This window comes from Algicella marina (assembly GCF_009931615.1).
GTDB classification, from domain to species: Bacteria; Pseudomonadota; Alphaproteobacteria; order Rhodobacterales; family Rhodobacteraceae; genus Algicella; species Algicella marina.
Window position 1 is genome coordinate 2217011 of record NZ_CP046620.1, and the last position, 23377, is coordinate 2240387.

The 23377-nt window shown below is 61.5% G+C and carries 27 protein-coding genes; 4 read left to right on the forward strand and 23 right to left on the reverse strand.

What is annotated here, in order from left to right; translation table 11 throughout:
• The first annotated feature begins 67 nt into the window (after nucleotides 1-67).
• A complete protein-coding gene (locus GO499_RS10975) occupies nucleotides 68-1300 on the forward strand; it encodes an MFS transporter (protein ID WP_161862220.1) in 1233 nt (410 codons plus the stop codon).
• On the opposite strand, the gene GO499_RS10980 is transcribed toward GO499_RS10975, so the two are convergent.
• From GO499_RS10980 to coxB, 11 genes are read right to left on the reverse strand one after another with little or no spacing between them, the layout of a single operon-like run.
• Nucleotides 1297-1878, reverse strand: coding sequence for a GNAT family N-acetyltransferase (locus GO499_RS10980; protein ID WP_161862221.1), 582 nt, complete (start codon nucleotides 1876-1878; stop codon nucleotides 1297-1299). The genes GO499_RS10975 and GO499_RS10980 overlap by 4 nt on opposite strands.
• Nucleotides 1879-1883: 5 nt before the next feature.
• Entirely contained in the window at nucleotides 1884-3146 is a 1263-nt protein-coding gene (locus tag GO499_RS10985; RefSeq protein WP_161862222.1) for a M16 family metallopeptidase, read from the reverse strand.
• Entirely contained in the window at nucleotides 3143-4528 is a 1386-nt protein-coding gene (thrC, locus tag GO499_RS10990; RefSeq protein WP_161862223.1) for a threonine synthase, read from the reverse strand. Before thrC ends, GO499_RS10985 begins: the two co-directional genes overlap by 4 nt.
• Nucleotides 4529-4541: 13 nt before the next feature.
• Nucleotides 4542-5201, reverse strand: a complete 660-nt coding sequence (locus GO499_RS10995; protein ID WP_284154694.1) for an SURF1 family protein — start codon at nucleotides 5199-5201, stop codon at nucleotides 4542-4544.
• The gene (locus GO499_RS11000) at nucleotides 5201-5920 is read right to left on the reverse strand and encodes a hypothetical protein (RefSeq protein WP_161862225.1); all 720 of its coding nucleotides are present in this window, start codon (nucleotides 5918-5920) and stop codon (nucleotides 5201-5203) included. The genes GO499_RS10995 and GO499_RS11000 overlap by 1 nt, the downstream gene beginning before the upstream one ends.
• Nucleotides 5921-5928: 8 nt before the next feature.
• Nucleotides 5929-6993: a GSCFA domain-containing protein gene (locus GO499_RS11005; RefSeq protein WP_161862226.1), complete on the reverse strand. Its 1065-nt coding sequence runs from the start codon at nucleotides 6991-6993 to the stop codon at nucleotides 5929-5931.
• 48 nt (nucleotides 6994-7041) lie between these two features.
• Nucleotides 7042-7878 (reverse strand): cytochrome c oxidase subunit 3, encoded by an 837-nt coding sequence (locus GO499_RS11010; RefSeq protein ID WP_161862227.1) that lies wholly within the window; start codon nucleotides 7876-7878, stop codon nucleotides 7042-7044.
• Nucleotides 7879-7908: 30 nt separating this feature from the next.
• On the reverse strand, nucleotides 7909-8499 hold the full coding sequence (locus GO499_RS11015; RefSeq protein WP_161862228.1) for a cytochrome c oxidase assembly protein: 591 nt from the start codon (nucleotides 8497-8499) through the stop codon (nucleotides 7909-7911).
• The gene (locus GO499_RS11020; RefSeq protein WP_161862229.1) at nucleotides 8496-8687 is read right to left on the reverse strand and encodes a hypothetical protein; all 192 of its coding nucleotides are present in this window, start codon (nucleotides 8685-8687) and stop codon (nucleotides 8496-8498) included. The genes GO499_RS11015 and GO499_RS11020 overlap by 4 nt, the downstream gene beginning before the upstream one ends.
• Nucleotides 8684-9634 (reverse strand): heme o synthase, encoded by a 951-nt coding sequence (locus tag GO499_RS11025; protein WP_161862230.1) that lies wholly within the window; start codon nucleotides 9632-9634, stop codon nucleotides 8684-8686. Before GO499_RS11025 ends, GO499_RS11020 begins: the two co-directional genes overlap by 4 nt.
• Nucleotides 9635-9650: 16 nt before the next feature.
• Nucleotides 9651-10541, reverse strand: coding sequence for a cytochrome c oxidase subunit II (gene coxB, locus GO499_RS11030; protein WP_161862231.1), 891 nt, complete (start codon nucleotides 10539-10541; stop codon nucleotides 9651-9653).
• 207 nt (nucleotides 10542-10748) lie between these two features.
• Between coxB and tldD the strand changes: the two genes are divergently transcribed.
• Entirely contained in the window at nucleotides 10749-12176 is a 1428-nt protein-coding gene (tldD, locus tag GO499_RS11035) for a metalloprotease TldD (RefSeq protein WP_161862232.1), read from the forward strand.
• A 3-nt stretch (nucleotides 12177-12179) separates the two neighbouring features.
• Here tldD and GO499_RS11040 read toward each other — a convergent pair whose 3' ends face one another.
• Genes GO499_RS11040 through phnG form a run of 9 tightly spaced genes read right to left on the reverse strand, consistent with a single transcriptional unit; the run spans nucleotide 12180 to nucleotide 18514 of the window.
• Nucleotides 12180-13325 (reverse strand): alpha-D-ribose 1-methylphosphonate 5-triphosphate diphosphatase, encoded by a 1146-nt coding sequence (locus GO499_RS11040; RefSeq protein WP_161862233.1) that lies wholly within the window; start codon nucleotides 13323-13325, stop codon nucleotides 12180-12182.
• Complete coding sequence (phnN, locus tag GO499_RS11045) at nucleotides 13322-13879, reverse strand: phosphonate metabolism protein/1,5-bisphosphokinase (PRPP-forming) PhnN (protein WP_161862234.1); 558 nt, start codon at nucleotides 13877-13879, stop codon at nucleotides 13322-13324. Before phnN ends, GO499_RS11040 begins: the two co-directional genes overlap by 4 nt.
• The gene (phnL, locus tag GO499_RS11050; RefSeq protein WP_161862235.1) at nucleotides 13876-14559 is read right to left on the reverse strand and encodes a phosphonate C-P lyase system protein PhnL; all 684 of its coding nucleotides are present in this window, start codon (nucleotides 14557-14559) and stop codon (nucleotides 13876-13878) included. Before phnL ends, phnN begins: the two co-directional genes overlap by 4 nt.
• 4 nt (nucleotides 14560-14563) lie before the next feature.
• Nucleotides 14564-15334 (reverse strand): phosphonate C-P lyase system protein PhnK, encoded by a 771-nt coding sequence (gene phnK / locus GO499_RS11055; RefSeq protein ID WP_161862236.1) that lies wholly within the window; start codon nucleotides 15332-15334, stop codon nucleotides 14564-14566.
• A complete protein-coding gene (locus GO499_RS11060; protein WP_161862237.1) occupies nucleotides 15331-15540 on the reverse strand; it encodes a hypothetical protein in 210 nt (69 codons plus the stop codon). The genes phnK and GO499_RS11060 overlap by 4 nt, the downstream gene beginning before the upstream one ends.
• Entirely contained in the window at nucleotides 15537-16376 is an 840-nt protein-coding gene (locus tag GO499_RS11065; protein ID WP_161862238.1) for an alpha-D-ribose 1-methylphosphonate 5-phosphate C-P-lyase PhnJ, read from the reverse strand. Before GO499_RS11065 ends, GO499_RS11060 begins: the two co-directional genes overlap by 4 nt.
• 36 nt (nucleotides 16377-16412) lie before the next feature.
• A complete protein-coding gene (locus GO499_RS11070; RefSeq protein ID WP_161862239.1) occupies nucleotides 16413-17498 on the reverse strand; it encodes a carbon-phosphorus lyase complex subunit in 1086 nt (361 codons plus the stop codon).
• Complete coding sequence (phnH, locus tag GO499_RS11075; protein ID WP_161862240.1) at nucleotides 17499-18059, reverse strand: phosphonate C-P lyase system protein PhnH; 561 nt, start codon at nucleotides 18057-18059, stop codon at nucleotides 17499-17501.
• A complete protein-coding gene (gene phnG, locus GO499_RS11080) occupies nucleotides 18059-18514 on the reverse strand; it encodes a phosphonate C-P lyase system protein PhnG (protein WP_161862241.1) in 456 nt (151 codons plus the stop codon). Before phnG ends, phnH begins: the two co-directional genes overlap by 1 nt.
• Nucleotides 18515-18626: 112 nt before the next feature.
• Between phnG and phnF the strand changes: the two genes are divergently transcribed.
• Together phnF and GO499_RS11090 are read left to right on the forward strand one after the other, a co-directional pair.
• Nucleotides 18627-19361, forward strand: a complete 735-nt coding sequence (gene phnF / locus GO499_RS11085; RefSeq protein ID WP_161862242.1) for a phosphonate metabolism transcriptional regulator PhnF — start codon at nucleotides 18627-18629, stop codon at nucleotides 19359-19361.
• A 49-nt stretch (nucleotides 19362-19410) separates the two neighbouring features.
• Nucleotides 19411-20595, forward strand: a complete 1185-nt coding sequence (locus tag GO499_RS11090; protein ID WP_161862243.1) for an alpha-D-ribose 1-methylphosphonate 5-triphosphate diphosphatase — start codon at nucleotides 19411-19413, stop codon at nucleotides 20593-20595.
• An 8-nt stretch (nucleotides 20596-20603) separates the two neighbouring features.
• Here the strand turns inward: GO499_RS11090 and GO499_RS11095 are convergent, their stop codons facing one another.
• The 3 genes from GO499_RS11095 to phnE (GO499_RS11105) are packed head-to-tail and all read right to left on the reverse strand — an operon-like array spanning nucleotide 20604 to nucleotide 23375.
• A complete protein-coding gene (locus GO499_RS11095) occupies nucleotides 20604-21221 on the reverse strand; it encodes an LbetaH domain-containing protein (RefSeq protein ID WP_161862244.1) in 618 nt (205 codons plus the stop codon).
• Between the two features lie 10 nt (nucleotides 21222-21231).
• Nucleotides 21232-22524 (reverse strand): phosphonate ABC transporter, permease protein PhnE, encoded by a 1293-nt coding sequence (gene phnE, locus GO499_RS11100; protein ID WP_161862245.1) that lies wholly within the window; start codon nucleotides 22522-22524, stop codon nucleotides 21232-21234.
• Nucleotides 22521-23375 (reverse strand): phosphonate ABC transporter, permease protein PhnE, encoded by an 855-nt coding sequence (phnE, locus tag GO499_RS11105; protein WP_161863939.1) that lies wholly within the window; start codon nucleotides 23373-23375, stop codon nucleotides 22521-22523. The genes phnE (GO499_RS11100) and phnE (GO499_RS11105) overlap by 4 nt, the downstream gene beginning before the upstream one ends.
• Nucleotides 23376-23377 lie beyond the last annotated feature (2 nt).

Here is a 23377-nt window from a genome sequence, read left to right on the forward strand (position 1 = left end):
TGGCATATTTTTTCAAGTTGTACGCGAGAGAGTTGAAGTTCGCCGGTTCAAACTAAGTTGAACTGCCATGAAAAGTATCACCGACACATTGCCGCTCGGCCAGAGCTCCAACGATAGAAATCGGCGGACACATGTCTTCGCACTTAGTGCGAGCAAGCTGGCCGATGGCCTCCTGAACCCGAAACTGGTACTGAGTTGGCTTCTCCATTCTCTCGGGGCTCCGGCTTACCTGATCGGGCTTCTCGTTCCTGTGCGCGAGTCACTGGCATTGTTGCCGCAGGTCTTCATCTCCGACAGGATCAGGGCGATGCGCACATCCAAGAAGGCCTGGACATTCGGGGCGGTAGGTCAGGGCCTTGCAGCGGCGGGCATACTGCTGTCGGGCCTGACGCTGGAGGGCGGCGCTGCGGGCATGGCAATCCTGTTCTGTCTTGGCCTGCTCGCCACCTTCAGATCCATCTGTTCCTCTTCTTACAAACCGACACTGGGGAAAACGGTCGAGAAACAGGAACGCGGAAGCACGACGGGATTGGCCGGCTCTTTGGCGTCTGCCGGCATCGTGATATTTGCCGGCTTCCTGTTGTTCGGCGCGGGCCAACAGAAGCCCGTGGTGCTGGCTGCCATCGGGGTGGCCGCGGTACTGTGGTTGGTCGGCGGCATCATCTTCCTGTCGCTCGATGAGCCACCGAACAGAGACGCGGACCCGAAACCTCCCCTTTCGACCCTGCGTCAGAACATCTCGCTTCTCGCCGAAGATGCCGATCTACGGTGGTTCACGTTTACACGTGCGCTACTGATAGCAACGGCCCTTTCACCACCCTTCCTGATAACCATGGGAGAAAGCGGCCTTGAAGCCCTTGGGTTTCTGGTGTTCGCATCCGCTCTGGCGGGCCTTGTCAGTGGGGCCGTGTGGGGATGGCTCTCCGACCGTTCCTCGCGCCTTGTTCTGGCTGCATCCGGCGGTTTCGCCTCTGTTGCCCTCGCATGCTCGGCAATCGTCGGGCCTGACCTCGGCAAGCTTGGCCTCGCTCTCGCGATCTTTGCGCTGATGCTTGCGCATCAGGGTGTTCGTCTCGGTCGATCGACCCATCTGGTTGATATGGCCAACGATGACAACCGCGCCGCCTATACCGCAACGACAAACACGGCCATAGGTCTGGTGCTGCTGGCCGGCGGCATCTACGGAGGATTGTCGGAACTGATCGGGCAGCGTTGGGTGATTGCGGTCTTCGCCGTGCAATCGGCTCTCGCCGCGCTAGCAGCACTGCGACTGAAGGAAGTTCAGGTCAGCGACACCTAGGAACTTTCCACGCGTCCGCGCCTATCCATGCGCAGGTTCGCATAAAGCACGTGTGTCCGCCAACGCCCGGCGATCTGAAGGTAGCTTTGCGCCACCCCTTCGTATTTAAATCCCGAGGTTTCCAGCAGGCTCCGCGAAGCAGCGTTTTCCGGCAGGCAGGCCGCTTCAATCCGGGACAGATCCATGTCCCGGAACGCGTACTCAACCACGGCATTCAGCGCCTCGCGCATATAGCCGCGGCGGGCATAAGGTTCCCCGATCCAGTAGCCAACAGTTCCGGCCTGGCTCGGCCCCTTGCGAATGTTGTCGAGTGTCAATCCACCCACCAGTATATCTTCGTCTGCAAACAGGAACATCGGCAGGGCCCTGCCGTTCTGCATCGCCCGTTCTGCCCAAGCGACCCGGTTGCGGAAGCCGCGACGGGTGTAGTGATCCGGGGCGCGGTGCGGCTCCCACGGCTTGAGGAACTCTTCCGATTGCTGCAGCAGGTTCGACCATTGCCCGAAATCTCCCATCTGCGGCTGGCGCAGCACAAGGCTCTGCGTTGTCAGGGCAAAATGCGGGCGTCTCCGGAACATCGTCGTTATGCGGCCAGCCTTTCCTTCAGCGCTTCCCTGCCGGGGGCAGCGGCGACCGGACCGTAAAGTGCCAAGGCCGGGTCTGCCTGAACGCATAGCCTTTCTGCAAACGCCGATACATCACCGGATGTGACGGCGTCGATCCGCTCAATCGTCTCTTCCAGCGTTGGTACCCTGTCCCAGATGGCAAGCATACGCGCCGTTCGCTCCGCCCGGCTGGACGGGCTTTCCAACCCCATCAGCAGCCCGGCCTTCATCTGTGCCCGGGCCCGTTCTACCTCTGCTTGGTTCAGTGTCTCCGGCACGCGCCGCAGTTCATCGACCACCACAGAAACAAGCTCGGCGATCTCGGCCTCGGCCGTGCCCGCGTAGAACATCAGAGAGCCGCCGTCGGCGTAGGCACCGGGCTGGGCGAAGATCGTGTAACACAGGCCGCGCTTTTCGCGAACTTCCTGAAACAGGCGGGACGACATGCCACCACCCATGAGACCCGCGTATATCTGCGCTGTGTAGATGTCCTCATGGCGATAGCTCGGCCCATCGAGCGCCAGCGAAAAATGTGCCTGCTCCAGGGATTTGATCTCCCGCCGTTCACCGCCGAGAAAGGAGGCCGGCACGGCCTGCGGCGCCGAGCGGCGGGGAATGTGCCCGAAATGCGTTTCGGCCAGGCGCACAATTTCTTCGTGGTCGACAGCGCCGGCCGCCGAAAGGATCAATTGCTCCGGCCCGTAGTGCGTCTCCACAAAGGTTGCCAAATCCGCCTGTCTGAATGCCCGCACCCGCTCCGCCGGACCGAGGATCGGGCGGCCCATCGGCTGATCCGGGTAGGAAACTTCCTGTAACCAGTCGAAGATGATGTCGTCCGGCGTATCAAGAGCCTGCCCAATCTCGGAGAGGATCACGCCACGTTCCACCTCGATCTCCCGCGGATCGAAAACCGAGCCTGTCAGAATATCGGAGATCACGTCGATGGCGAGAGCAACGTCCTCCCGCAACACGCGGGCGTAATAGGCGGTCATCTCGCGACTGGTGTAGGCATTAAGGTAGCCGCCGACATCCTCGATTGCCTCGGCGATCTCCAGCGAATTGCGCCGCTTCGTACCCTTGAAGGCCATGTGCTCTAGAAAGTGGGCGATGCCATTTTGCTCCACGGTCTCATGACGGCATCCGACATTGACCCACACGCCGACAGATGCCGAACCCAAGCCCGGCATCGCCTCTGTCACCACTCTCATTCCATTCGCCAGGCGATGGATCTGCACACTCATTTCAGCCGCTCCCGGATCAGGGTCTGAAGCGCGGACAGGTCGTTTGAAACCTCCGTCACACGCTCTTCCTTCGCAAAGAGGTCTGACATATGCGGCGGCAGGTCCGGGCGCAAGCCCGTGGCCTCTTCCACCGCATCAGGGAACTTCGCCGGATGGGCTGTGGCCAAGGTTATCATCGGCACGCTCGGATCCCGCAACGTCTCCGCAACATGGACGCCAACGGCTGAATGTGGGCACAGGATCTCGCCTGTCCGTTCGCGGACGGCACGGATTTCGGCCAGGGTTTCGTCCTCACCGCAGCGACCGCTGTCAAACTCCGCCCGCAGCCTGTCCAGCGCGCCCTGCGAAAGCTCGAATCCGCCATCCTTCAATTCATCCATCAGCGCCGCAACCGCCGCACCCTCGCGGTCGTATACGTCGAACAGCAAGCGCTCGAAATTCGAACTCACCTGAATATCCATTGAGGGAGATATCGAGGGAGCGACGCCTTCTTTGATATGCGCCCCCGTAGCCACAGTCCGGTGCAGAATATCATTCTGATTGGTCGCAATCACCAGCCTGTCGATCGGCAGCCCCATGCGCTTGGCCACGTAGCCAGCGAAGATGTCACCGAAATTCCCGGTTGGCACGGTGAAAGAAACCGGGCGATCCGGCGCTCCGATGGCGGTTGCGGACGTGAAGAAGTACACCACCTGCGCCAGCACCCGCGCCCAGTTGATCGAATTGACCCCGGCAAGACTGACTTCACTCCGGAAGGCATGATCGTTGAACATGTCTTTCAGGCGCGCCTGGCAATCGTCGAAATCTCCCGCCACCGCCAAGGCATGGACATTCGTCTCTGACGGTGTCGTCATCTGGCGGCGCTGCACCTCGGATACCCTGCCGTTGGGAAAGAGAATGAAGACATCGACGGCATCCAGGCCCTTGAAAGCCTCGATTGCGGCAGAGCCGGTATCACCCGAAGTCGCGCCGACGATGGTGACCCGTTTACCTTCCCGTTTCAGCGCCACTTCAAACATCTGGCCGATAAGCTGCATCGCCATGTCCTTGAACGCCAGCGTCGGCCCGTGAAACAATTCCAGCAGCCAATGGTTGGCATCAAGTTGCACCAGCGGACAGCGTGCGACATGTGCGAACGGGGCATATGCTCGGGAAATTATCTCTTGGAACTCGGCATCGGTGAACGTGTCGCCGACGAAAGGCCGCATCACTGCGAAGGCCACGTCCTCATAGGACATGCCGCGAAATGCCCGGATCTGTTCGGCGCTCAGGGTGGGCCAGCTTTCGGGCACATACAATCCGCCGTCGAGCGCCAGACCGGAGAGCATGGCTTCTTCAAAGCTGAGCGCAGGCGCCTGCCCGCGGGTGGAAACGTATTTCATCGTTTGGGCTTTCTCACGCGGATTTGCCGCGCTTTCCTAGGACGTAAAGGCCGGTCATTGCAAGCCATACGACTGCCAGCAGACCCCATGTGATTGCATATTGCAGGTGGTTGTTCGGCAGGGTGATCGATACCGGCATTGGCCGGGGAGACGGCTCGCCTGTGGGTCGGCTGGCGACAATCAGGACCGGGCGAGTATCCAGCGCCGCCGCCATTGTCTCGACATCGCGGGCGAACCAGATGCCGCGTTCGGCATTCGGCGAGGGTGTGAAGCTGTCACTTTCCTGCGGCATGTCGAAATGACCAACCACCAGCATGGGCCCGGATGCAAGCTGACTGCCCTTTTCCGCCTCCGGCAGAAACCCGCGGTCGACCAGTACAGCGCCATTCCCGGTCTCGAACCGCTGGATCACCCGAAAGCCCGGCCCGTCGCCAGGGCGGGAGGTCAGCACGTCGAGCGTTGCGCCGGCGAACCGTCCTTCCGCCTGTACAGCGTGAAACCGCTCAGGCTCCTCATAGTCCTCCAGATCGCGCGGCGTCTCCGCCATGCGAATTTCCAGTTCCGCGATCCGCGCTTCCTTCCATGCCAGCCGCTGCACCTGCCAGTAAGACAGGCTCACCAGAATGGCGGTGCCAGAGAGGCCGAAAACCAATGCAAAGATCAGTCGTCGCATCAATCCCCCACCAGCTTCTTCTCAATCTCACGCAGGGCAATTGCACCATAGGCGCCGTTCATGTGGGTATAGTCCTGCTTGCCATGCGTATCGCTCATGTCGCCGCCCAATCGTTGCGCCCCGATGCTGAACTGATTCTTTGTGAACTGGTTAAGGCGGATAGTCTCAGGCGCCTGCGGCACAAGCCCGATGTCGTGGCTGTCCAGAAATACCCGCACACGTTCGTGCACCCGTGTCAGATCCTCTTCCGAGAGGCCGCGCCGCAGTTGTTGCTGTGGCCGCTCCCGTTCAAGCGGACGGGGTGAAATATGCACCGGTCCGTTAAACCCGGAGCGAATCTTGAGGAACAATTTGAACACCGGATCTTCCATCATCACGACTTCGATCATCCGGTCCACGACAGCGGTCGAGTAGCCAGACACCGCTCGCGTATCGCTCGTCAGCGGATAATAGAAATTTTCCATGCGAACGGGTGCACCGTGAAACACCAATGCGTCGAAACGACGAACGGGCAACGCGAAATGCCGGCGGTCGGTCACGCGCCAAGCTTCGCGCCACAATTTGCTCCAGACCCTGCCATAGCGAAAAGTCCAGACAGTGTGCAGCGCAGCGCCGTTACCAAAAAACGTTATGTCCATGGAATTGCTGCTGAACAGGCCGTCCCGTTCCGCCACCTTCAGGGCGGCGATGTGCGAATTTCCCAGTATGGCGACCTTCATGCCGACGCCTATCTCCGCGAAAATGCGTCCAGCATCTGCTCTTCGCAAACCAATTCGTCTTCGCCCTCGGGTTCCATCTCGTCTACGGTAGGAACGGTTACTTCGTCCTGCGCCTCGCCAAAGGCGGATGCAAGGCCGGCGAAGAACGTCTTCATCACATGCTCGACGCCTTCCGGTTTCACCGACCGGCGATTGGTCTCGAAGAAACGGCCACCGAAGACAGGTGCGGTGATGATCTCGTAGGATGGAAAATATTCCACAAAGTCGAAGTCTTCCGCCAGGTCGCCGGCGACGGCGCGCAGGACGGACTTGGAATAGGTCGTCGCGGGCAAAACATGGCTGCCGGAGGCCGTGGCCGTCAGCGGCACAGGCGAAACCGTCAGCAATACGTGAATGTTCGAGTTCACCTTCGCGATCCGCCGCAGCACCTGCCGCATATGCCGTGCTACTTCGGTGTAGCGCCAGTTTACGAAACGGTGGCGCGCCTCATCGAACTCTCCGGCCAGCGTTCCCGGACACATTGCGTAGGAGTACTCGTGTTCGGAGTTTATCCAACCTTCTGTCAGGCCCATCGTGAATACGAAATGATCCGTCTCCTCGATGGCCCGCCGGAAGCTGGTGATCGTATGTGCACGCGTAGCCAACAACTCCTCACGGCTGGCAAAGCCGCCGGGTTCGATGGCGGGGCGGAACGGGTCAAAAAACCGACCCTCATGTTCCCACACCTCAGCGGGCGGTTCTGCCTGCCCCAAGGCCCAGTCGAGCCACTGGGACAGCATTGCGGCTGTGTAGATGTTGCCCGTCCGAGCAGAAAAAACACCATAGTTGAATTTTTTGGCGTCTTCGGCAGGCAGCGGCTTTGGGGCCGGTTCGGCGTCGAACCACGCATAGCCGTGACGCTGTAACGCTTGACCGAAGTGCTGCGCAAAACAGGAACCGAAAGTCGAGACCTTCTCGCCCTTTAGAAAATTGCGCTTTGGCTGCCAAAGCTCGGAGATTTCCAGTGGGTCCGGCATGCCGACAGCGGGCCGCCAATAGGCCCGCTGCGGAAGCGTCTTATAGGGATGCGCCATGGCGCTTCGCCCTTTCGTTCAAATGGAGGGCCGGCGCGAACGTCTGCGTCAGCCGCCCCAGATATACACAGCGAAGAACAGGAACAGCCACACCACGTCCACGAAGTGCCAGTACCAGGCTGCGGCCTCAAAACCGACGTGCTTCTCTTGCGTGAACTGCCCGGCCAGTGCCCGCATCAGACAGACGAACAGGAAGATCGTGCCGATGATAACGTGAAAGCCGTGGAAGCCGGTGGCCATGAAAAAGTTGGCACCGTAGATGTTGCCGTCGAAACCGAATGTCGCGTGGCTGTACTCGTATGCCTGGAAAATGGTGAAGACCACACCAAGCGCGATGGCCAGCATCAACCCCCATTTCAGTCCTTCACGGTCATTTTCATGCGCCAGCGCATGGTGCGCCCATGTCGCGGCGCAGCCGGAGCACAGTAGGATCAGCGTGTTGATCAGTGGCAAATGCCAAGGATCGAAAGTCTCGATACCGGCCGGCGGCCAGACGCCCTCGACCTGAGGGCTCATCCCGTCCGGGTCCATCGGATAGATGGCGTGCTTGAAGAAGGACCAGAACCAGGCTGCAAAGAACATCACTTCCGAGACGATGAACATGATGAAGCCCATGCGCAGGCCTATCGTCACCACAGGTGTGTGGTCACCGACATGGCTTTCCGTCACCATCTCTGACCACCATGCGAACATGGTGTAGAGGACGAGGCCAAGTCCAATCAGAAAGAGCCACGGTCCCTGCAATGCCGCCCAGAAGCCGGAGAGGCTGGCGGGCGTGATCATCAGCACGGCGCCCATGAGCATGACGAATGCACCGACTGCACCGGTGAACGGCCAGACGCTTGGATTCAGTATATGATAGTCGTGATTCTTGACATGCGCCATGAGTTCAGGTCCTCGGTCTCTTTACAGGCATCAGTTAAACGAGCGCCCGGTTTCTTGCAACAATTCACCGTCCACCTTCGTCATATCCTCGGGCAGGTCGGTCTCATAGAAAGTGTAGGAGAGCGTAATCGTGTGGGCGTATTTCGCCTCCGGGTCGTCCACAATTTCGGGGTCCACGTAGAAAGTCACCGGCATTTCCACCCGCTCTCCGGGTTGCAATACCTGCATGGTAAAGCAGAAGCAGTCGATCTTGGTGAAGAAGTTCCCGGCGGAATACGGCGTCACGTTGTAGCTTGCGGTACCTGCGATCACCCGGTCGGTCGGGTTGTAGGCTTCGTAGAAAGCCAGTCCCGTTTCGCCGATGCGAATTTCCATCTCCCGCTGGATCGGTTTGAACTCCCACGGCATTGCCGCATCACGGGAGGCGTCGAAACGGATACGGATCGTGTCCTCCAGCACCCTTTCCGACCCGGCGGCGGCGACATTCGTCTCTCCACCATAGCCGGTAACGCGGCAGAACAGGTCGTACAGGGGCACTGCAGCGAATGCGAGGCCAAGCATTCCCGCGACAACGCAGCCAGCAATCCGAGCGACGCGGCGGTTGGCGTTTGCCATGTTCATTGGCCCGCCCCCGGCACCGTTTCAATCGTATGGTCATAGCCGCGGATATCGACACCGGCTGACAGCTTCACCACGGTAACGGCGAAGATCATCGAGACAACGCCTATCAGGCACAGGCCCACAGCCTTGTTGCGTGCGCCGCGCCGGCGATAGATCTCGTGTTCGTCAGGGCTTTTGAATGTCGTCATGTGAGCACGGGCCAGGTTGTCAGCACCAGGTCAAAGCCCCGCAGCACCGCTTCCACCAGGAACAGCGTGAAATGCAGGAAGAGATAGAGGATGGAAAAGCCGAAGAAGCGCTTCTCCACCCGGAAACCGTCAAAATCGGCAGCCGCGTCATCCCGACGCCAGATCGTCCAGGCGCCCTTGAGGAAAAGAGCGTTCAGCACGATGGCGGCCGCGAAATAGACAGGACCACCCACACTTGTGAAAGCCGGGGCGATCGCAACGGGTGCCAGCGCCAGAGAGTACCACAGGATCTGGTTGCGCGTCGCCCGCGTGCCAGCCACGACCGGCAGCATCGGCACAGCCGCATTGGTGTAATCAGCGTTGCGAAACAGCGCCAGTGCCCAGAAATGCGGGGGGGTCCACATGAAGATCAGTCCGAACATCAGCACCGGCTCGATGGCAATGCCACCGGTGGCGACCGCCCAGCCGATCATTGGCGGGAACGCACCGGCAGCGCCGCCGATGACGATATTCTGCGGAGTGAGCCGCTTCAGCCACATCGAATAGATCACCACGTAGAAGAAGATCGTGAACGCCAGCAGCCCGGCAGCCAGCGCATTGCTGAAAAGAAACAGCAGCATGACCGACAGGATCGACAGTGCCACGCCGATGCCCAGCGCCTCTTCGCCGGTCGTCCGGCCAGAGGGTATCGGCCTTTTGGCGGTTCGCTCCATCAGGCCGTCGATATCCCGATCCCACCACATGTTCAGCGCACCCGACGCGCCAGCGCCCACAGCGATGCAGATCAGCGACGCGAGGGCAATCACCGGATGCGGCATCGCAGGTGCCGAGAGCAGGCCGATCAGCGACGTGAAGACCACAAGCCGCATGACCCGCGGCTTGAGCAACTCCACATAGTCGCGAAACTCCGGGTCTGCCGTCTGGGTGGACCAACCGGTTTCTGTCATGTCTCTCACACGCGGCTCACTCGGCCGCCGCTACGGTGATGCCCCGGCCCACATTGGCAACCGTGCCGCCAGAGGCTTCCACCCAGGCCGCATACTGTTCTTCCGTCACCACCTTTACAGTGATCGGCATGTAGGCATGGTTCTTGCCGCAGAGTTCGGAACACTGGCCAAAGTAAACGCCGACTTCCTCGGCACGGAACCAAGTCTCATTCAGTCGGCCGGGCACACCGTCGATATGCACCCCGAATGCCGGAATTTTCCAGGCATGGATCACGTCACCCGCCGTCACCTGCAGACGAACGACCTTATCCACCGGCACGACCACCGCGCGGTCCGTTGCCAGCTTCCATTCATCTTCGGCATATCCGTACTCTGCGAGCTCGGCACGCACTTCGTCGTCCATGTCCGCCTTGTTCAGGCCCAGCATGTACGCTTCGAAGTCGATGCCCTCGTCTGGGTATTCGTATCCCCAGAACCACTGATATCCCGTTGCCTTGATCGTCAGGTCCGCCTCGGGCACTTCGAGCTGCTTGAACAATGTCGGCAGGGAGAAGGAGCCGATAACGATCAGGATCAGGATTGGCACGACAGTCCACGCCACCTCGATCGTGGAATTGTGGGTAAAACGGGCCGGTACCTTGTTGGCACGGCTGTTGTACTTGATGGCACAGATTGCCAGTAGGGCCGTTACGAACAGCGAAATGATGGTGATGATCACCAGCAGCATGCTGTCGAGCCAGTGAATGTCATGGGCAACCTCAGTCACCGCCTTCTGAAAGGCGATGCCATTGGCGTGTGGCTTGCCGATCACCGGCAGATCCTGAAGCCCCTCTTCCTGAGCATGGGCGACAGGTGCCAAAACCGCGAAGGCGAGGCTGGTAAGCGTAAAGCGCAACCAATTTTTCATAGGGCACCATCCTGATATTGAAAGCCATGACCCTGATGGCCAGATATTGAAACGTCCGGTTAACCGGCTTGTGGCAAGCCGATGCCTCGCACCGGCGGTTCTCTCTTGCAACGGAACATACACAAACCTTAGTTGATCACAAGCGGCGCGGGCGCGGCAAACGGCCCCACGAGCCGCGTATTTTCGCCTTCCGGAGGAAGCATTGCAATGGCAGAGTTAACGAACCCTTTCAGACCCTTCGAAACAGAACTGGAGGAAAGTCGTGCGCTCGCCATCCTGCAATCAGCCACCGATGGTGCCGACGACGGCGAACTGTTTCTGGAACGCCGGCGCTCCGAAGCGCTGGTTTTCGATGACGGTAAGCTAAAGACAGCAAGTTACAACGCAGCCGAGGGATTCGGCCTGAGGGCGGTTCGCGGCGAGACGGCAGGTTACGGCCATGCTACCGAATTATCAGAGGCGGCACTCTCCCGCGCCGCCGAGACAGCCCGTCTCGCCGTCGGTGCCGGTGGTGGCACCGCCGCCGCATCGCCGCAACGCACCAATCGCAAGCTCTACGCCGAACTTGATCCACTGACAGATGCCCCCTTCGCAGTGAAGGTCGATCTCCTGAGGGAGATGGACAGCTTCGCCCGCGGCCTCGATTCTTCCGTCGTCCAGGTCTCAGCGACCATCGCCGCATCGCTGCAGGAAGTGGAAATCCTCCGTCCCGAGGGCACACGCTTTTCCGACATTCGCCCCATGGCCCGGCTCAACGTGTCCGTAACGGTGGAGCGGGATGGCCGCCGCGAAACCGGCAGTGTCGGCGGCGGTGGTCGTCACGCTCTGGAACCGCTGATGGTTCCGGATCATTGGCAGGGCCGCATCCGCGAAGCCCTGCGCATTGCCCGCGTCAACCTTGATGCCGTTCCGGCCCGCGCCGGCGTCATGGATGTTGTCCTTGGCCCAGGCTGGCCCGGCATTCTGCTCCATGAGGCCATCGGCCACGGGCTGGAGGGCGACTTCAACCGCAAGAAGTCCTCAGCCTTTGCAGGGCTCATGGGCCAGCGGATCGCGGCTCGCGGTGTTACGGTACTCGATGACGGGACCATCCCGGACCGGCGCGGCTCCATCACCATCGACGACGAGGGCACGCCTTCGAGCAAGAACACCCTGATCGAGGACGGCATCCTGACGGGCTACATGCAGGATCGCCAGAATGCGCGTTTGATGGGGGTCACGCCCACGGGCAACGGCCGTCGCGAATCCTATGCTCATACGCCGATGCCACGAATGACCAATACCTATATGCTGGGTGGCGATACGGAACCGGAGGCGATCCTCGCTGACCTGAAAGACGGCATTTATGCAGTGGGCTTCGGCGGCGGTCAGGTGGATATCACCAACGGCAAGTTCGTCTTTTCCTGTACCGAGGCCTATCAGGTCAGGAACGGCAAAGTTGGCGCACCGGTCAAGGGGGCGACGCTTATCGGCGACGGGGCCACGGCCCTGCAACAGATTCGCGCCATCGGCAACGACATGGCTCTGGACCCCGGAATGGGCAACTGTGGCAAGAACGGCCAATGGGTTCCGGTGGGCGTCGGCCAGCCGACACTGATGATCGGCGGGCTTACCGTAGGTGGCAGCGCAGCCTGAGTGTCAGGCCACCCGCATACCAGCACTCCATACCGCGCGCACCGCCGCCGCACCGTCTATTTCGGAGAAGCGCAGAACATCGGCCCGCATGCCTTTGGCCAGCACACCGCGATCTGCCAGATGCACCGCCGACGCGGGCGTCGCGGTGACCGTGGCGATGCCCCGCGCCATGTCATCCCATAAGTGGCCAAGGCCGACTGCACCCATCAGCAGCGATGCCGGCACGTAATCCGAAGACAGGATATCCAGCCGGTCCATCTCCGCCAATTCCCGTGCCGCTACATTTCCCGAATGGGAGCCGCCACGGACAAGGTTCGGCGCTCCCATGATCGTGGCGATTCCCACGTCGTGGCAAGCCTCCGCTGCCTCAACGCTTGTTGGAAACTCGGCCAGCGTCACGCCGTGCGCGCGGCTGGTTTCCACCTGTCCTGCCGTGGTGTCGTCATGGCTGGCCAGCACCGCGCCGAACCGCGCCGCAGCAGCCACCGTCGCGGCCTCGTGCTTCTCGCCGAACTGTTCCTGCAATCCGTAGAGAAACTGCACGTAGTCCTCAAACCCCTCCCGGCTCAATCCATGCTTGCCGCAGACGTAATCCTCAAATTTGGATATGTCGCGGAACTGCCGCTGCCCCGGCGTGTGATCCATCATCGACACCATCCGCACCCGGTCGGCTTCACCGAACTCATCCAGTTCTGCGATGAGCGACTCGGAACAGATTTCGGCCCGGAGGTGCAGGTGATGGCTGATCTTCAAACCGCCGGCTTCCAGCATGGCAAGAATCTCGTCCGCCATGCCGCGGGCATACTTTCCATAGCGCTTGCCCTTGTCGGACAAAATTGAACCGACCCTGATCGCATCGAAGACAGTGGTGATCCCCGTCCCCGCCAGTTCCCGGTCATGCGCCATGATCGCCGCCCGATGTGGCCAGTTGACCTTCGGGCGCGGCGCCATGTGCCGCTCCAGGTTATCCGTGTGCAGTTCGATCAGACCGGGACAGATGTAGTCACCACCGCAATCCTCAGCGCCTGCTACCACCGCAGTGCCCTGGTCAATGTCTACGATCTTGCCATCGCGCAGCCGGATACTGCCGGCCACCACCTCTCCTTCCAGCACGAGGCGGGCATTGCAGAGGATCGATTCGAGGGTCATTTGGCACTCACATGTATCTGGTCGGGGTAAAGCAGGGACAGGACGCTCACGACCGTATCCGTCAATGGTCCGGAATTGTCGATCCGGTGCACGTCAAGTCCGCCGGGCAATACGGCGGTGGAACGTTCGAGACGTCGCGAAATCTCATCGACACATTCCCGGCCCCGTAAGGCCAGACGCCGGGCGAGAACCTCGCGGGATGCAGACAGAGCGATGATCGTTACCTGCGAAAACCTTGCCTCCGCGCGTTGGAGGACACCACGCGACAGGTTTGCCAACTGGTCGCGGCCGCCCGCAAGAGCGGCATCGACCGACACCGGAATCCCGTAGTGCAGACCGTGTGCCTGCCAGCAGAGCGCGAAGGCACCGGCATCGCGCCGCCGCAGAAACTCCGGCTCGCTCACCCCCTCGAAATCCTCTCCTCCGGCAGTTTCCGGGCGGGTAATCACCCGCCGCACCAGAGACAACTGCGGGGCACGGGCCGCCAGCGCCGTCAGAACACTGTCCTTGCCGACACCGGAAGGGCCCACCACCGCGATGAACCGGCCGCTCACGCCGCCACCCGCGGGGTAAAGGCCGTCACGTCGACTTCCCGCTCGGCGACCCGCATCCGCGCCTCGGCATCATGAAAGATACCGATGATCGCCGCCCCACGGGCCTTTGCGCCCGCGATCATTTCCAGCACGATCTCGCGATTGACCGGGTCGAGGCTCGCCGTCGGCTCATCAAGCAGCAGCGCCGGGTATTCATGGGCGAAGCCTCGCGCGATGTTCACCCGCTGCTGTTCGCCGCCGGAAAACGTCGTCGGAGACAACAACCACAGCCGCTCTGGTATGTTCAGACGCGCCAGCAGTTCCGCCGCCCGTGCTTCGGCAACCGCCCTTTCCGTCCCGACTGCCAGCAGCGGTTCGGCAACCACCGCCAAGGTCGGAACCCTCGGCACCACCCTCAGGAACTGCGATACGAACCCTAGCGTGTGCCGCCGCAACTCTATGATGTCGCGCGGCGCGGCCTGCGCCACGTCGACACCTCCGACCATGATCCGCCCGGCCGCGGCAAGGTAGTTCCCGTAGATCATCCGCATCAGCGTCGATTTTCCGGCACCGGACGCGCCAACCAGCGCCACGCATTCGCCGCGTGCCACGGCCAGTGTCGCGCCCTCCATCACCGGAATTCGCGCCGCGCCCTGATTATGCAAAACAAAGGACTTGGAAACGTTTTCGATACTTATCATCTGCTCACACCTGCAGGACAGAAGAGACGAGTAGCTGGGTATAGGCATGCTGCGGATCGTCCAGCACCTGGTCGGTCAGCCCTGCCTCGACGACATGGCCGTCCTTCATCACCATCAGCCGGTCCGCCAGCAGGCGCACTACCGCCAGATCATGGGTGACGATAATTGCAGACAACCCCATGTCCCGCACGAGTCCGCGCAACAGGTCCAGCAATCGCGCCTGCACGGAGACGTCCAGTCCGCCAGTCGGTTCATCCATGAACACCAGGCGCGGCCCAGTGACGAGATTGCGCGCGATCTGCAATCGCTGCTGCATACCGCCGGAAAACGCGCTTGGCCGGTCATCGACCCGCTCTCCGGCAATCTCCACACGTGCCAGCCAGTCGACCGCCGCCTCGCGGATAGCACCGTAATTGCGGGCGCCGACGGCCATCAGCCGTTCGCCGACGTTGCCGCCCGCGCTGACGTTCATCCGCAGGCCGTCACGAGCGTGCTGATGCACGAAAGCCCAATCCGTCCTACCCAGCATCCGCCGTTCCGGTTCGGCCATGGTCACCGTATCGCGTTGACTGCCGTCGCGCATGGCGAACCGTACTGCCCCGGAATCCGGCGGCAGATGCCCGGCCATGCAATTCAGCAAGGTGGATTTGCCGGAACCGCTCTCCCCGACAATCCCCAGCACCTCTCCGGGAAAGAGCTGGAAGGAGACTTCGGCGCAACCTACCCGCGTGCCGTAGAATTTCGACAGCCTGTCGACTTCGAGCAATGGCGTCATTTCACCTTCTCCCCGATCGCACCGCCAACGCCGGTCACCGCGCCTTCGATCATCATCATCGGCGCGAAAATGACGTTCATGCCCTCCAAGCTCGCGGTATCGGTGACACTGGCGATGCCGCCGCCGGGAATTCCCTCCGTGTCGAGGCGCTTCAGGCCATAGAGCCCGATGTAGACCAACAGCAGAACCATGATCACCCGTTTCAACCTTCTTCCCCCTGATCGCCGCGCCTGCCGGCACAGTAATCGGTGTCGGAGCACATGAACATCCGCCCGCCATCATCATCGACGATCAACTCGTCAAGGTAGCTGTCCTCCGCCCCGCAAAGGCCACAGGCTGCCTCGGCCTTGCTCGCCTCGAACGGATGGTCCTCAAAATCGAGAGAGACCACCTTGCACCACGGCGGAAGCGCATAGATCCGCTGTTCCCGACCCGCGCCGAACAACTGGATGGCAGCCATCTCCAGCTTCGGATTGTCGAATTTCGGAATCGGCGATGGGTCCATGACGTATCGGCCCTCCACCTTCACCGGATAGGCATAGGCGGTCGCGATCGCGCCGTGCCGACTGATGTCTTCGTAGAGCTTCACATGCATCAGCCCGTATTCCTCGAGGCTGTGCATCTTCCGCGTCTCGACTTCGGAGGGTTCGAGGAACCGCAGCGGCTCCGGGATCGGCACCTGGTATACGAGAATCTGATCCTCCCGCAGCGTCTGCTCCGGGATCCGATGTCTCGTCTGGATCACGCTGGCCTCAGCAGTTGCCTCCGTCGTGGCAACCCCGGCCGTCCGCTCGAAGAAGCGCCGGATGGAAACGGCATTGGTCGTATCATCCGCCCCCTGATCGATTACCTTGAACGTATCCTCGGGAACCAGCACCGCAGCGCTCACCTGCACACCACCGGTGCCCCAGCCATAGGGCATCGGCATCTCGCGGCTGGCGAAGGGTACCTGATAGCCAGGAATGGCCAGTCCCTTCAGGATGGCCCGGCGGATCATCCGCTTGGTCTGCTCGTCGAGATAGGCGAAATTGTATTCGTTCATGTCACGCTCCCCCGCCCATAGATGACGCCAACCGGTTCATTCCGCGGCCTCGGCCACAGCCGCCCCGGCCTCGCGCCGCAACCTGCGGATCAATTCCAATTCACTCTGGAAATCCACGTAATGCGGCAGCTTGATGTGCTCCAGAAACCCCGTCGCCTGAATGTTGTCGGCATGGTAGAGAACGAATTCCGCGTCCTGCGCCGGAGCGCCGGTGTCGTCTTCGCCCAGTTCCTCCCAGCGCAGTGCCCGATCCACCAGCGCCATGGATATCGCCTTGCGTTCCGTCTGCCCGAAAACGAGCCCATAGCCCCGGGTAAACTGCGGCGGCTCCGTCTTCGAACCCTTGAATTGGTTGACGGTCTCGCACTCCGTCAGCGTGATCTCCCCGATTTCGATGGCGAACCCAAGTTCCGGCACCTCCATCTCGACCTCCACCGTACCGATCCGAAGCTCTGCCACGAAGGCATGGTTTCGCGCATAACCGCGCTGCGTCGAATAGGCCATGCCTAGGATGAATCCCTCATCCCCTCGGGTGAGGGATTGCAGCCGCAGAGCCCGCTCCGCCGGAAGCTCGAGCGGCTCGCGCGTCAGGTCAGGTGGTGCCTCCGCGCCCTCCGGCTCGTCCTGGACAAGGCCCTCCCGATCCAGGAACGACATGATATGCGGTGTCTGAATTCGGTCCGAGGTGGCCATTGCCGCCTCCGGCACCTCCCCGTCGGCCGCCAGTTTGAAATCGAGCAATCGGTGAGTGTAATCGAAGGTCGGTCCCAGCACCTGCCCGCCTGGGGCGTCCTTGAACGTCGCTGAGATCCGCCGGTCGCAGGCCATTCGGTCTGTCTCCACCGGTTCGGAACCGCCGAAGCGCGGCAGCGTCGTACGGTAGGCCCGGATCAGAAAAATCGCCTCGATCAGATCGCCCCTAGACTGCTTGATCGCCAGCGCCGCCAGATCGGGATCGTAGAGCGATCCCTCGGCCATGACCCGGTTTACGGCCAACGCCAGTTGCTCACGTATCTGCGCTACCGACAGTTCCGCGATGCTGTTGTCGCCACGCCGCTCCTCGGCCAGCCAGGCGTGGGCATTGTCGATGGCCTTTTCGCCACCTTTGACTGCTACATACATTCACGACACCTTCGTCGTACGTGGCAGCCCGGCCAGCCGGTTGCCGCAGGTGAACAGATGGTCAAGGCCCAACGGGAACAACCGCGCGTTCGACTGGAAGGCCTCGACCTCGGGCAGGGAGAGGGCCGTGGTGTCCCGGATGCCGGGTCCGCGCAGGGTAGCGCCCTCCGGCATCAACCGCTCCAACTCGACGATCAGGGTCGCCGAGCGGTCCGGGTACGCTGGCGTGCCCACAGTGAAGCCGCGGCTTTTCAGTTCCGTCCAATGCCCGACCGCAAACATCGCCGTCTCCACAGATGAAAAAGGGGCGCCGGTATGGAACGTGATCCAGCTTCGCACCGCCTCGTTGTTCCTCGATGGCGCCAGATACACAGGCGTTTCCGGATCGCACAGCGTCAGAAGAACCACACCGGCCGCAACCGATAGCGGCGCTGGCGGCACCGCACCTGCCAGTTCGGAGATTACTCCGGGCCTGGCCATCGCGTTCATCACCGCGCGAAAGGCATGAGCGGCATCAACGGGCGCATTGCTGAAACCTCCCTCGAGCGCTGCGCTTTCCATCAGTCCTCTCCTCGTACCAGTGTAAAGAAGTCTACCTTGGTGGCAGCTGCCTTCGCCGCTCGATGGTCAGCCTTCTTGCGGAGTTCGCCACGCAGCGGCTCCAGCACCATCGTCTCCAGCCGCGCCGCCGCATCTGTCTGCATCAGCGCATCCACCAAGGCCGCTATCAGTGCCTTGTCTCTGTCCCGGCCCTGAACATACCCATGGCCGACAGCTCCCTCCTCCAGCCGCACCGAGGCGCGTGTCACCGTCATTTCCCCAAGATTGAATGGCGCACCCACGGCTCCGGCACGGCCCCGAACCATGACTCCGCCGATCTCGGGAGCACGCAGGACGCTGTGTTCCGGCACATCACCATAATGCGCCCACGCCTGCTTCACCGCGACTGCAGGGGCTTTCGCCAACAGGCTCATCCACGCCTTGCGGGCCGCGTTCGGGTCCGGTGTGCCGTCCATCTTTCGTCTTTCGAATCTGGACATCTTCGCAAGATGTCTATACAACTAGACAAATATTAGCGAGCGTAGTCCGCCCCCGCAATCCCTCTTTCCGTGAAGCTTTCGTGAACCCATGCCCCGCACTCCGATCTGGCAATCCATAGCCACGACACTCACGCATGAAATCGCCGGCGGTCACTATCCGCCCGGCGCCCGAATGCCGACGGAGGCGGCTCTATCCTCCCGCTTCGGTGTCAATCGTCACACCGTCCGCCGCGCACTCAAGCGCATGTCGGAGGACGGCCTCGTCCACAGCCGCCGCGGCGCAGGTGTCTTCGTCGCCATGAAGCCGATGGATTATGCCATCGGGCGCCGCACCCGGTTTCACCAGAACCTCGCTGCTGCGGGACAGACACCGGGCAAAAAGATCCTGCATCTCGAAACCCGTCAGTCCGATACGCGAGAGGCGGAAGCGCTGGCGCTGCCAGCAGGCGCGGACGTGCATGCCTACGAAGGCCTGTCGCTGGCTGATGGTCAGCCTATCGCCGTCTCCCGCAGCATCTTTCCAGCCGCGCCCTTTCCCGGTTTTCTCGACGATCTTGCCGAACTGGGCTCGATCACAGCCGCCCTCGCCCGCCACGGCATTGCGGACTACACCCGTGCCTCAACCCGCCTCACCGCCAAGGCGGCAACCGCGACGCAGGCCCTGCATCTACGCATCGCTGAGAACGCGCCGCTCCTGCAGGCAGTCGCCATCAACATCGACACCACGGGCATGCCAATTGAATACGGCCATACCTGGTTCGCGGGCGAAAGGGTCACACTCACGCTGTCAGATCCGGCCTTGCAGGATGCGCAAATGTCATGAATTCGCAACAATCCTCGGCCATGAAGCGGAAAACTACAGGAAGAAACCCATGAACACCGGCCAAGATTCGCTCTGCTTGCAGGGCGGCAAGATCCTGCGTGGCGGCGCCCTTGAGGATGGCACGCTCGGCATCGCCGGCGCGCTTCTGGCTGACGCTGGCAATGCACCGGTGCTGGAAACCACCGGCTATCTCGTCCTGCCGGGGATAATCGACCTGCATGGAGACGCCTTCGAACATCACATGGCCCCGCGTCCTACCGCCCCGCTGCCATTTGCCATGGGCCTCGTCGGGGTCGACAGCGACGCCGCGGCAAACGGCGTCACCACCGCATGGATGGCCCAAAGCTGGAGCTGGGAAGGCGGCGCTCGTGGTCCGGATTATGCCGTTGGTCTGCTGGAGGCGCTGGAGGCCTATCGCCCGCAGGCTGGCACCGACCTGCGCATTCAGATCCGCTGCGAAACCCATACGATGGAAACCGAGGGCCGACTGATTGATGCAATCCGCCGTTTCCGTCTTGGGTATGTCGTCTTCAACAACCATCTCGAGGAAGCGCTGGAAATGGGCCGCCGCGATCTGGCCAGCCTGACAGGTTGGGCCTCGCGGACCGGGCGGACACCGCAGCAGCACCTCGATCTGGTCTTGTCGCTCAAGGCGAGGGATGCGGAGGCTTCCGCCTATCTCGCCCGCCTTTCCGCCGTATTTGCGCAAGAGGGCGTGCGGTCCGGCTCCCACGACGATGCCGACACCGCAACGCGTACCCGCTTCGCCGACCTTGGCGCCCGGATTTGCGAGTTCCCGACAGGCGTGGCCGCCGCTCGCGCCGCCCATACAGCAGGCGATCCGGTGTTGATGGGTGCGCCGAACATCGTCCGTGGCGGGTCGCAATCAGGTAACATCGCCGCGGCCGACCTGGTGGCAGAGGGACTCTGTGACGCCCTGGTGTCGGATTATCATTACCCCACTCTCGCCCGTGCTGCCTTCCGCCTCGCGGATGACGGGCTCCTGTCACTCGCCGATGCATGGGCACTGATCTCCTGCAATCCTGCACGGATCATGGCCATGCCCGACAGGGGCGAACTGGCCGACGGCCGGCGCGCTGACCTCGTCATCATCGATGAGTACAGCCGCCGCATCGAAGGCACAATGGTTGCCGGACGATGGACCCACCTCTCCGGAAATCTTGCCGCTCGCCTTGCTCGCTCACCACTCCGCGCCCGCGTGGCTGCGGAGTAACACCTTCTTCAACCGCCGTATTTCTCCAGAAACGCCTCGGCATTCAGACTGCGAAAATCGTCCAGCGCCGCTCGCAGCTCGGCATAGCTCCAGTCCCACCACGCCAGCGCCTGCATCCGCTCTGCCACATCCGGCCGGTAACGCTCCCGCAGCGGCACCGCCGGGATTCCGGCAACGATCATGTAAGGCGCGACATCTTTGGTCACGATCGCCCCTCCGGCCACCACGGCGCCATCGCCGATTGTCACCTCCGGGCGCACCTGCGCTCCGTGCCCGAGCCAGGTGTCATGGCCGATCCGCGTCCGGCGGCTCCGGCGATGCGCAAACCAATCTTCGTCATGCTCGGCGTCATCAAAATAATCGGCCGAACGATAGTGAAAGTGGTGCAGACTCGCCTTGTCCATCGGATGATCGGTCGCACCGATGCGCGCATAACTGGCGATATTGGAAAACTTGCCGATCTGTGCGTTCGCGATGTCGGCGAAACGGTCGCAATAGGAATAGTCGCCGATCACCGAATGCGCCACCCTGCTGCCGCGCCCGATCTCCACGAAGCGCCCCATCCGGGCATCGACTATCTCGCAATCGGGATGGATAAATGGCGTCTCGGCCTTCAGTCTTGCCACGATTATTCCTTCAGGTTCCGGATCCCTTGATAAGCTTGCGCCGCAACCAGCCGGAGAACGTGTCCATCAGCATCACCATCAGGATGATCAGGACGATGAAATAACTCACCTCCTCCCAATCCTTCTGGGTAATGATCGCCTGCGTCAACAACAGGCCGATGCCACCACCGGTAATGGCCCCGATGATGGTCGCGGAGCGGGTATTGGATTCAAGGTAGTAGAGGATCTGGGAGAGCAACACCGGCGTGATTTGCGGGATCACCCCAAATCGATATCGCTGCAACGGTTTGGCCCCGGTGGAGGCAATGCCTTCGATCTCCTTGCCATCAATGTTTTCCAGCGCTTCGGAGAACATCTTGCCGAAAGAGCCGGTATCCGTCAGCAGGATCGCCAGAGATCCGGTCAGCGGCCCCGGCCCGAAGGCGCGAGACAGAACGATGGTCCAGATCAGCCCATCCACACCGCGCAGGAAGTCGAACAAGCGCCGCGCCACGAACCGCAGTGCCCCCAGTGGCGCAAAGTTCTTTGCCGCCAGAAAACCCAACGGCAGCGCGATCATCGCCGCCCCAAACGTACCGAGAAAGGCCATCAGCACCGTTTCGACCAGCGCCCAGGCGACCTCCCCGTGCCGCCACATCTTGTTGCCCCAGAAATCACCCCAGATCGCACCGGCTTCCCCGGCGGCTGCCCGCGCCACCAACTCCCCAGGCCCCATGCCATAATAGGGGCTGTCGAGGGTAAAGAAGAACAACTCCCACCCGAATGAGTACCGGAACACCTCTGATCGATTGCGGGTGATCGTCACCCGTCCTGCATTGGTTGTCACCATCAGGCGATTCCGCGATGCGCTGATCCAGTCCGGCACCTCGCCCTCCGGCAGAACAGCGTTGACGCCGCTGCGCCCCGGTTCCGTCCTGATCACGCCGTAACCCGGCACCTCATACGTCACCTGGTCGCCGAACGTCACCACATGCCCGCGGCCAAGGTCGATCACCGTCCGCTCGCCCAGCGTCACCCACTCCGGCGCCGTGCCTTCGGCATATGCGCCCTTGCGCTCTCCCTCGATGGCAATCTCCACTGCGCCACTACGGTTGTCCTGCGTCACATGCGTCTTGTAGCTGTAGGTGTCGGAAACCAGCGTTCGCGCATTCTCCACGCTCACGCGCTCCGAAAGACCGGGAATGTCGAAGGCAAAGAAAACGTACGAGAAATAGGTCAGCAGCAGCACCGGAACAGCCAGTGCCGCTAGCCGCTTTCGCGCAAACATCGCGTTCGCCTGCCCGTGCAGCACCATCGCGGTCATACCCGTGCCTCCCCGCGCATCGCGCCATGCGTCAACCGGTTGCGGAAATGGCTCGAGATCTGGTCGACAATCACAATTGTCATGAACAACAGCAGGAATATTGCCGCGGCCTCATCGAACTTGCCCTGCCCCCAACTCATTGTGTTGCGCAAGTCGTAGCCGATGCCGCCTGCACCGACAAAGCCAAGGATGGCGGAAGCGCGGATATTTATCTCGAACCGCAGCAACGCATAGCTCAGGTAATTCGGCGCCACCTGCGGCACCACTCCCAGCATCATTCGCTGCACCCAGCCCGCACCGACCGATTCCAGCCCTTCCACCGGCTTCAGCGAGGCGTTCTCGTTCACCTCCGAAAAAAGCTTGCCGAGAGCCCCGACCGTATGCAGCGCTATTGCGATCATCGCCGGCACCGGGCCGCCGCCCAGCAGGAAGATCAGCACCAGCGCCACCACGATCTCGGGCACGGCCCGCAGAATGTCCAGCACCCGTCGCAACGGCATGATTGCCCAGGGCACCGGCGCCAGACCGCGTGTCACCAGCATTGATATGCAGAGCGCGAACAGAGCCCCCAGCAGCGTCGAGGCGCCCGCGATGTTCACCGTTTCGATAAGTGAGGGCAGGTATTTCACAAAATACCCGGGCAACAGATGCGCACGTTCCACCGCCTCGCCAACCACGTCGGCCATGAAATCGAAGGTGTTCGGCAGCCCATCGATGAACCCGCCGGCGTTGCGGGCATTCGCGGTTTGAAAACCTGCGACCATCAGCACGATGAACACCAGCAGCAGGATAGTGTTCAGCAGCCGTTTCGCCCGTACCTGGGCCAGATATTCATCGTGAATGTTGCGCATGT

What these genes read in the sequence shown, in the direction of transcription:
- GO499_RS10975 (WP_161862220.1), top strand. Translation starts at nt 68, where the DNA reads ATGAAAAGTATCACCGACACATTGCCGCTCGGCCAGAGCTCCAACGAT.
- GO499_RS10980 (WP_161862221.1), bottom strand. Translation starts at nt 1,878, where the DNA reads ATGTTCCGGAGACGCCCGCATTTTGCCCTGACAACGCAGAGCCTTGTG.
- GO499_RS10985 (WP_161862222.1), bottom strand. Translation starts at nt 3,146, where the DNA reads ATGAGTGTGCAGATCCATCGCCTGGCGAATGGAATGAGAGTGGTGACA.
- thrC (WP_161862223.1), bottom strand. Translation starts at nt 4,528, where the DNA reads ATGAAATACGTTTCCACCCGCGGGCAGGCGCCTGCGCTCAGCTTTGAA.
- GO499_RS10995 (WP_284154694.1), bottom strand. Translation starts at nt 5,201, where the DNA reads ATGCGACGACTGATCTTTGCATTGGTTTTCGGCCTCTCTGGCACCGCC.
- GO499_RS11000 (WP_161862225.1), bottom strand. Translation starts at nt 5,920, where the DNA reads ATGAAGGTCGCCATACTGGGAAATTCGCACATCGCCGCCCTGAAGGTG.
- GO499_RS11005 (WP_161862226.1), bottom strand. Translation starts at nt 6,993, where the DNA reads ATGGCGCATCCCTATAAGACGCTTCCGCAGCGGGCCTATTGGCGGCCC.
- GO499_RS11010 (WP_161862227.1), bottom strand. Translation starts at nt 7,878, where the DNA reads ATGGCGCATGTCAAGAATCACGACTATCATATACTGAATCCAAGCGTC.
- GO499_RS11015 (WP_161862228.1), bottom strand. Translation starts at nt 8,499, where the DNA reads ATGAACATGGCAAACGCCAACCGCCGCGTCGCTCGGATTGCTGGCTGC.
- GO499_RS11020 (WP_161862229.1), bottom strand. Translation starts at nt 8,687, where the DNA reads ATGACGACATTCAAAAGCCCTGACGAACACGAGATCTATCGCCGGCGC.
- GO499_RS11025 (WP_161862230.1), bottom strand. Translation starts at nt 9,634, where the DNA reads ATGACAGAAACCGGTTGGTCCACCCAGACGGCAGACCCGGAGTTTCGC.
- coxB (WP_161862231.1), bottom strand. Translation starts at nt 10,541, where the DNA reads ATGAAAAATTGGTTGCGCTTTACGCTTACCAGCCTCGCCTTCGCGGTT.
- tldD (WP_161862232.1), top strand. Translation starts at nt 10,749, where the DNA reads ATGGCAGAGTTAACGAACCCTTTCAGACCCTTCGAAACAGAACTGGAG.
- GO499_RS11040 (WP_161862233.1), bottom strand. Translation starts at nt 13,325, where the DNA reads ATGACCCTCGAATCGATCCTCTGCAATGCCCGCCTCGTGCTGGAAGGA.
- phnL (WP_161862235.1), bottom strand. Translation starts at nt 14,559, where the DNA reads ATGATAAGTATCGAAAACGTTTCCAAGTCCTTTGTTTTGCATAATCAG.
- phnK (WP_161862236.1), bottom strand. Translation starts at nt 15,334, where the DNA reads ATGACGCCATTGCTCGAAGTCGACAGGCTGTCGAAATTCTACGGCACG.
- GO499_RS11065 (WP_161862238.1), bottom strand. Translation starts at nt 16,376, where the DNA reads ATGAACGAATACAATTTCGCCTATCTCGACGAGCAGACCAAGCGGATG.
- GO499_RS11070 (WP_161862239.1), bottom strand. Translation starts at nt 17,498, where the DNA reads ATGTATGTAGCAGTCAAAGGTGGCGAAAAGGCCATCGACAATGCCCAC.
- phnH (WP_161862240.1), bottom strand. Translation starts at nt 18,059, where the DNA reads ATGGAAAGCGCAGCGCTCGAGGGAGGTTTCAGCAATGCGCCCGTTGAT.
- phnG (WP_161862241.1), bottom strand. Translation starts at nt 18,514, where the DNA reads ATGGACGGCACACCGGACCCGAACGCGGCCCGCAAGGCGTGGATGAGC.
- phnF (WP_161862242.1), top strand. Translation starts at nt 18,627, where the DNA reads ATGCCCCGCACTCCGATCTGGCAATCCATAGCCACGACACTCACGCAT.
- GO499_RS11090 (WP_161862243.1), top strand. Translation starts at nt 19,411, where the DNA reads ATGAACACCGGCCAAGATTCGCTCTGCTTGCAGGGCGGCAAGATCCTG.
- phnE (WP_161862245.1), bottom strand. Translation starts at nt 22,524, where the DNA reads ATGACCGCGATGGTGCTGCACGGGCAGGCGAACGCGATGTTTGCGCGA.
- phnE (WP_161863939.1), bottom strand. Translation starts at nt 23,375, where the DNA reads ATGCGCAACATTCACGATGAATATCTGGCCCAGGTACGGGCGAAACGG.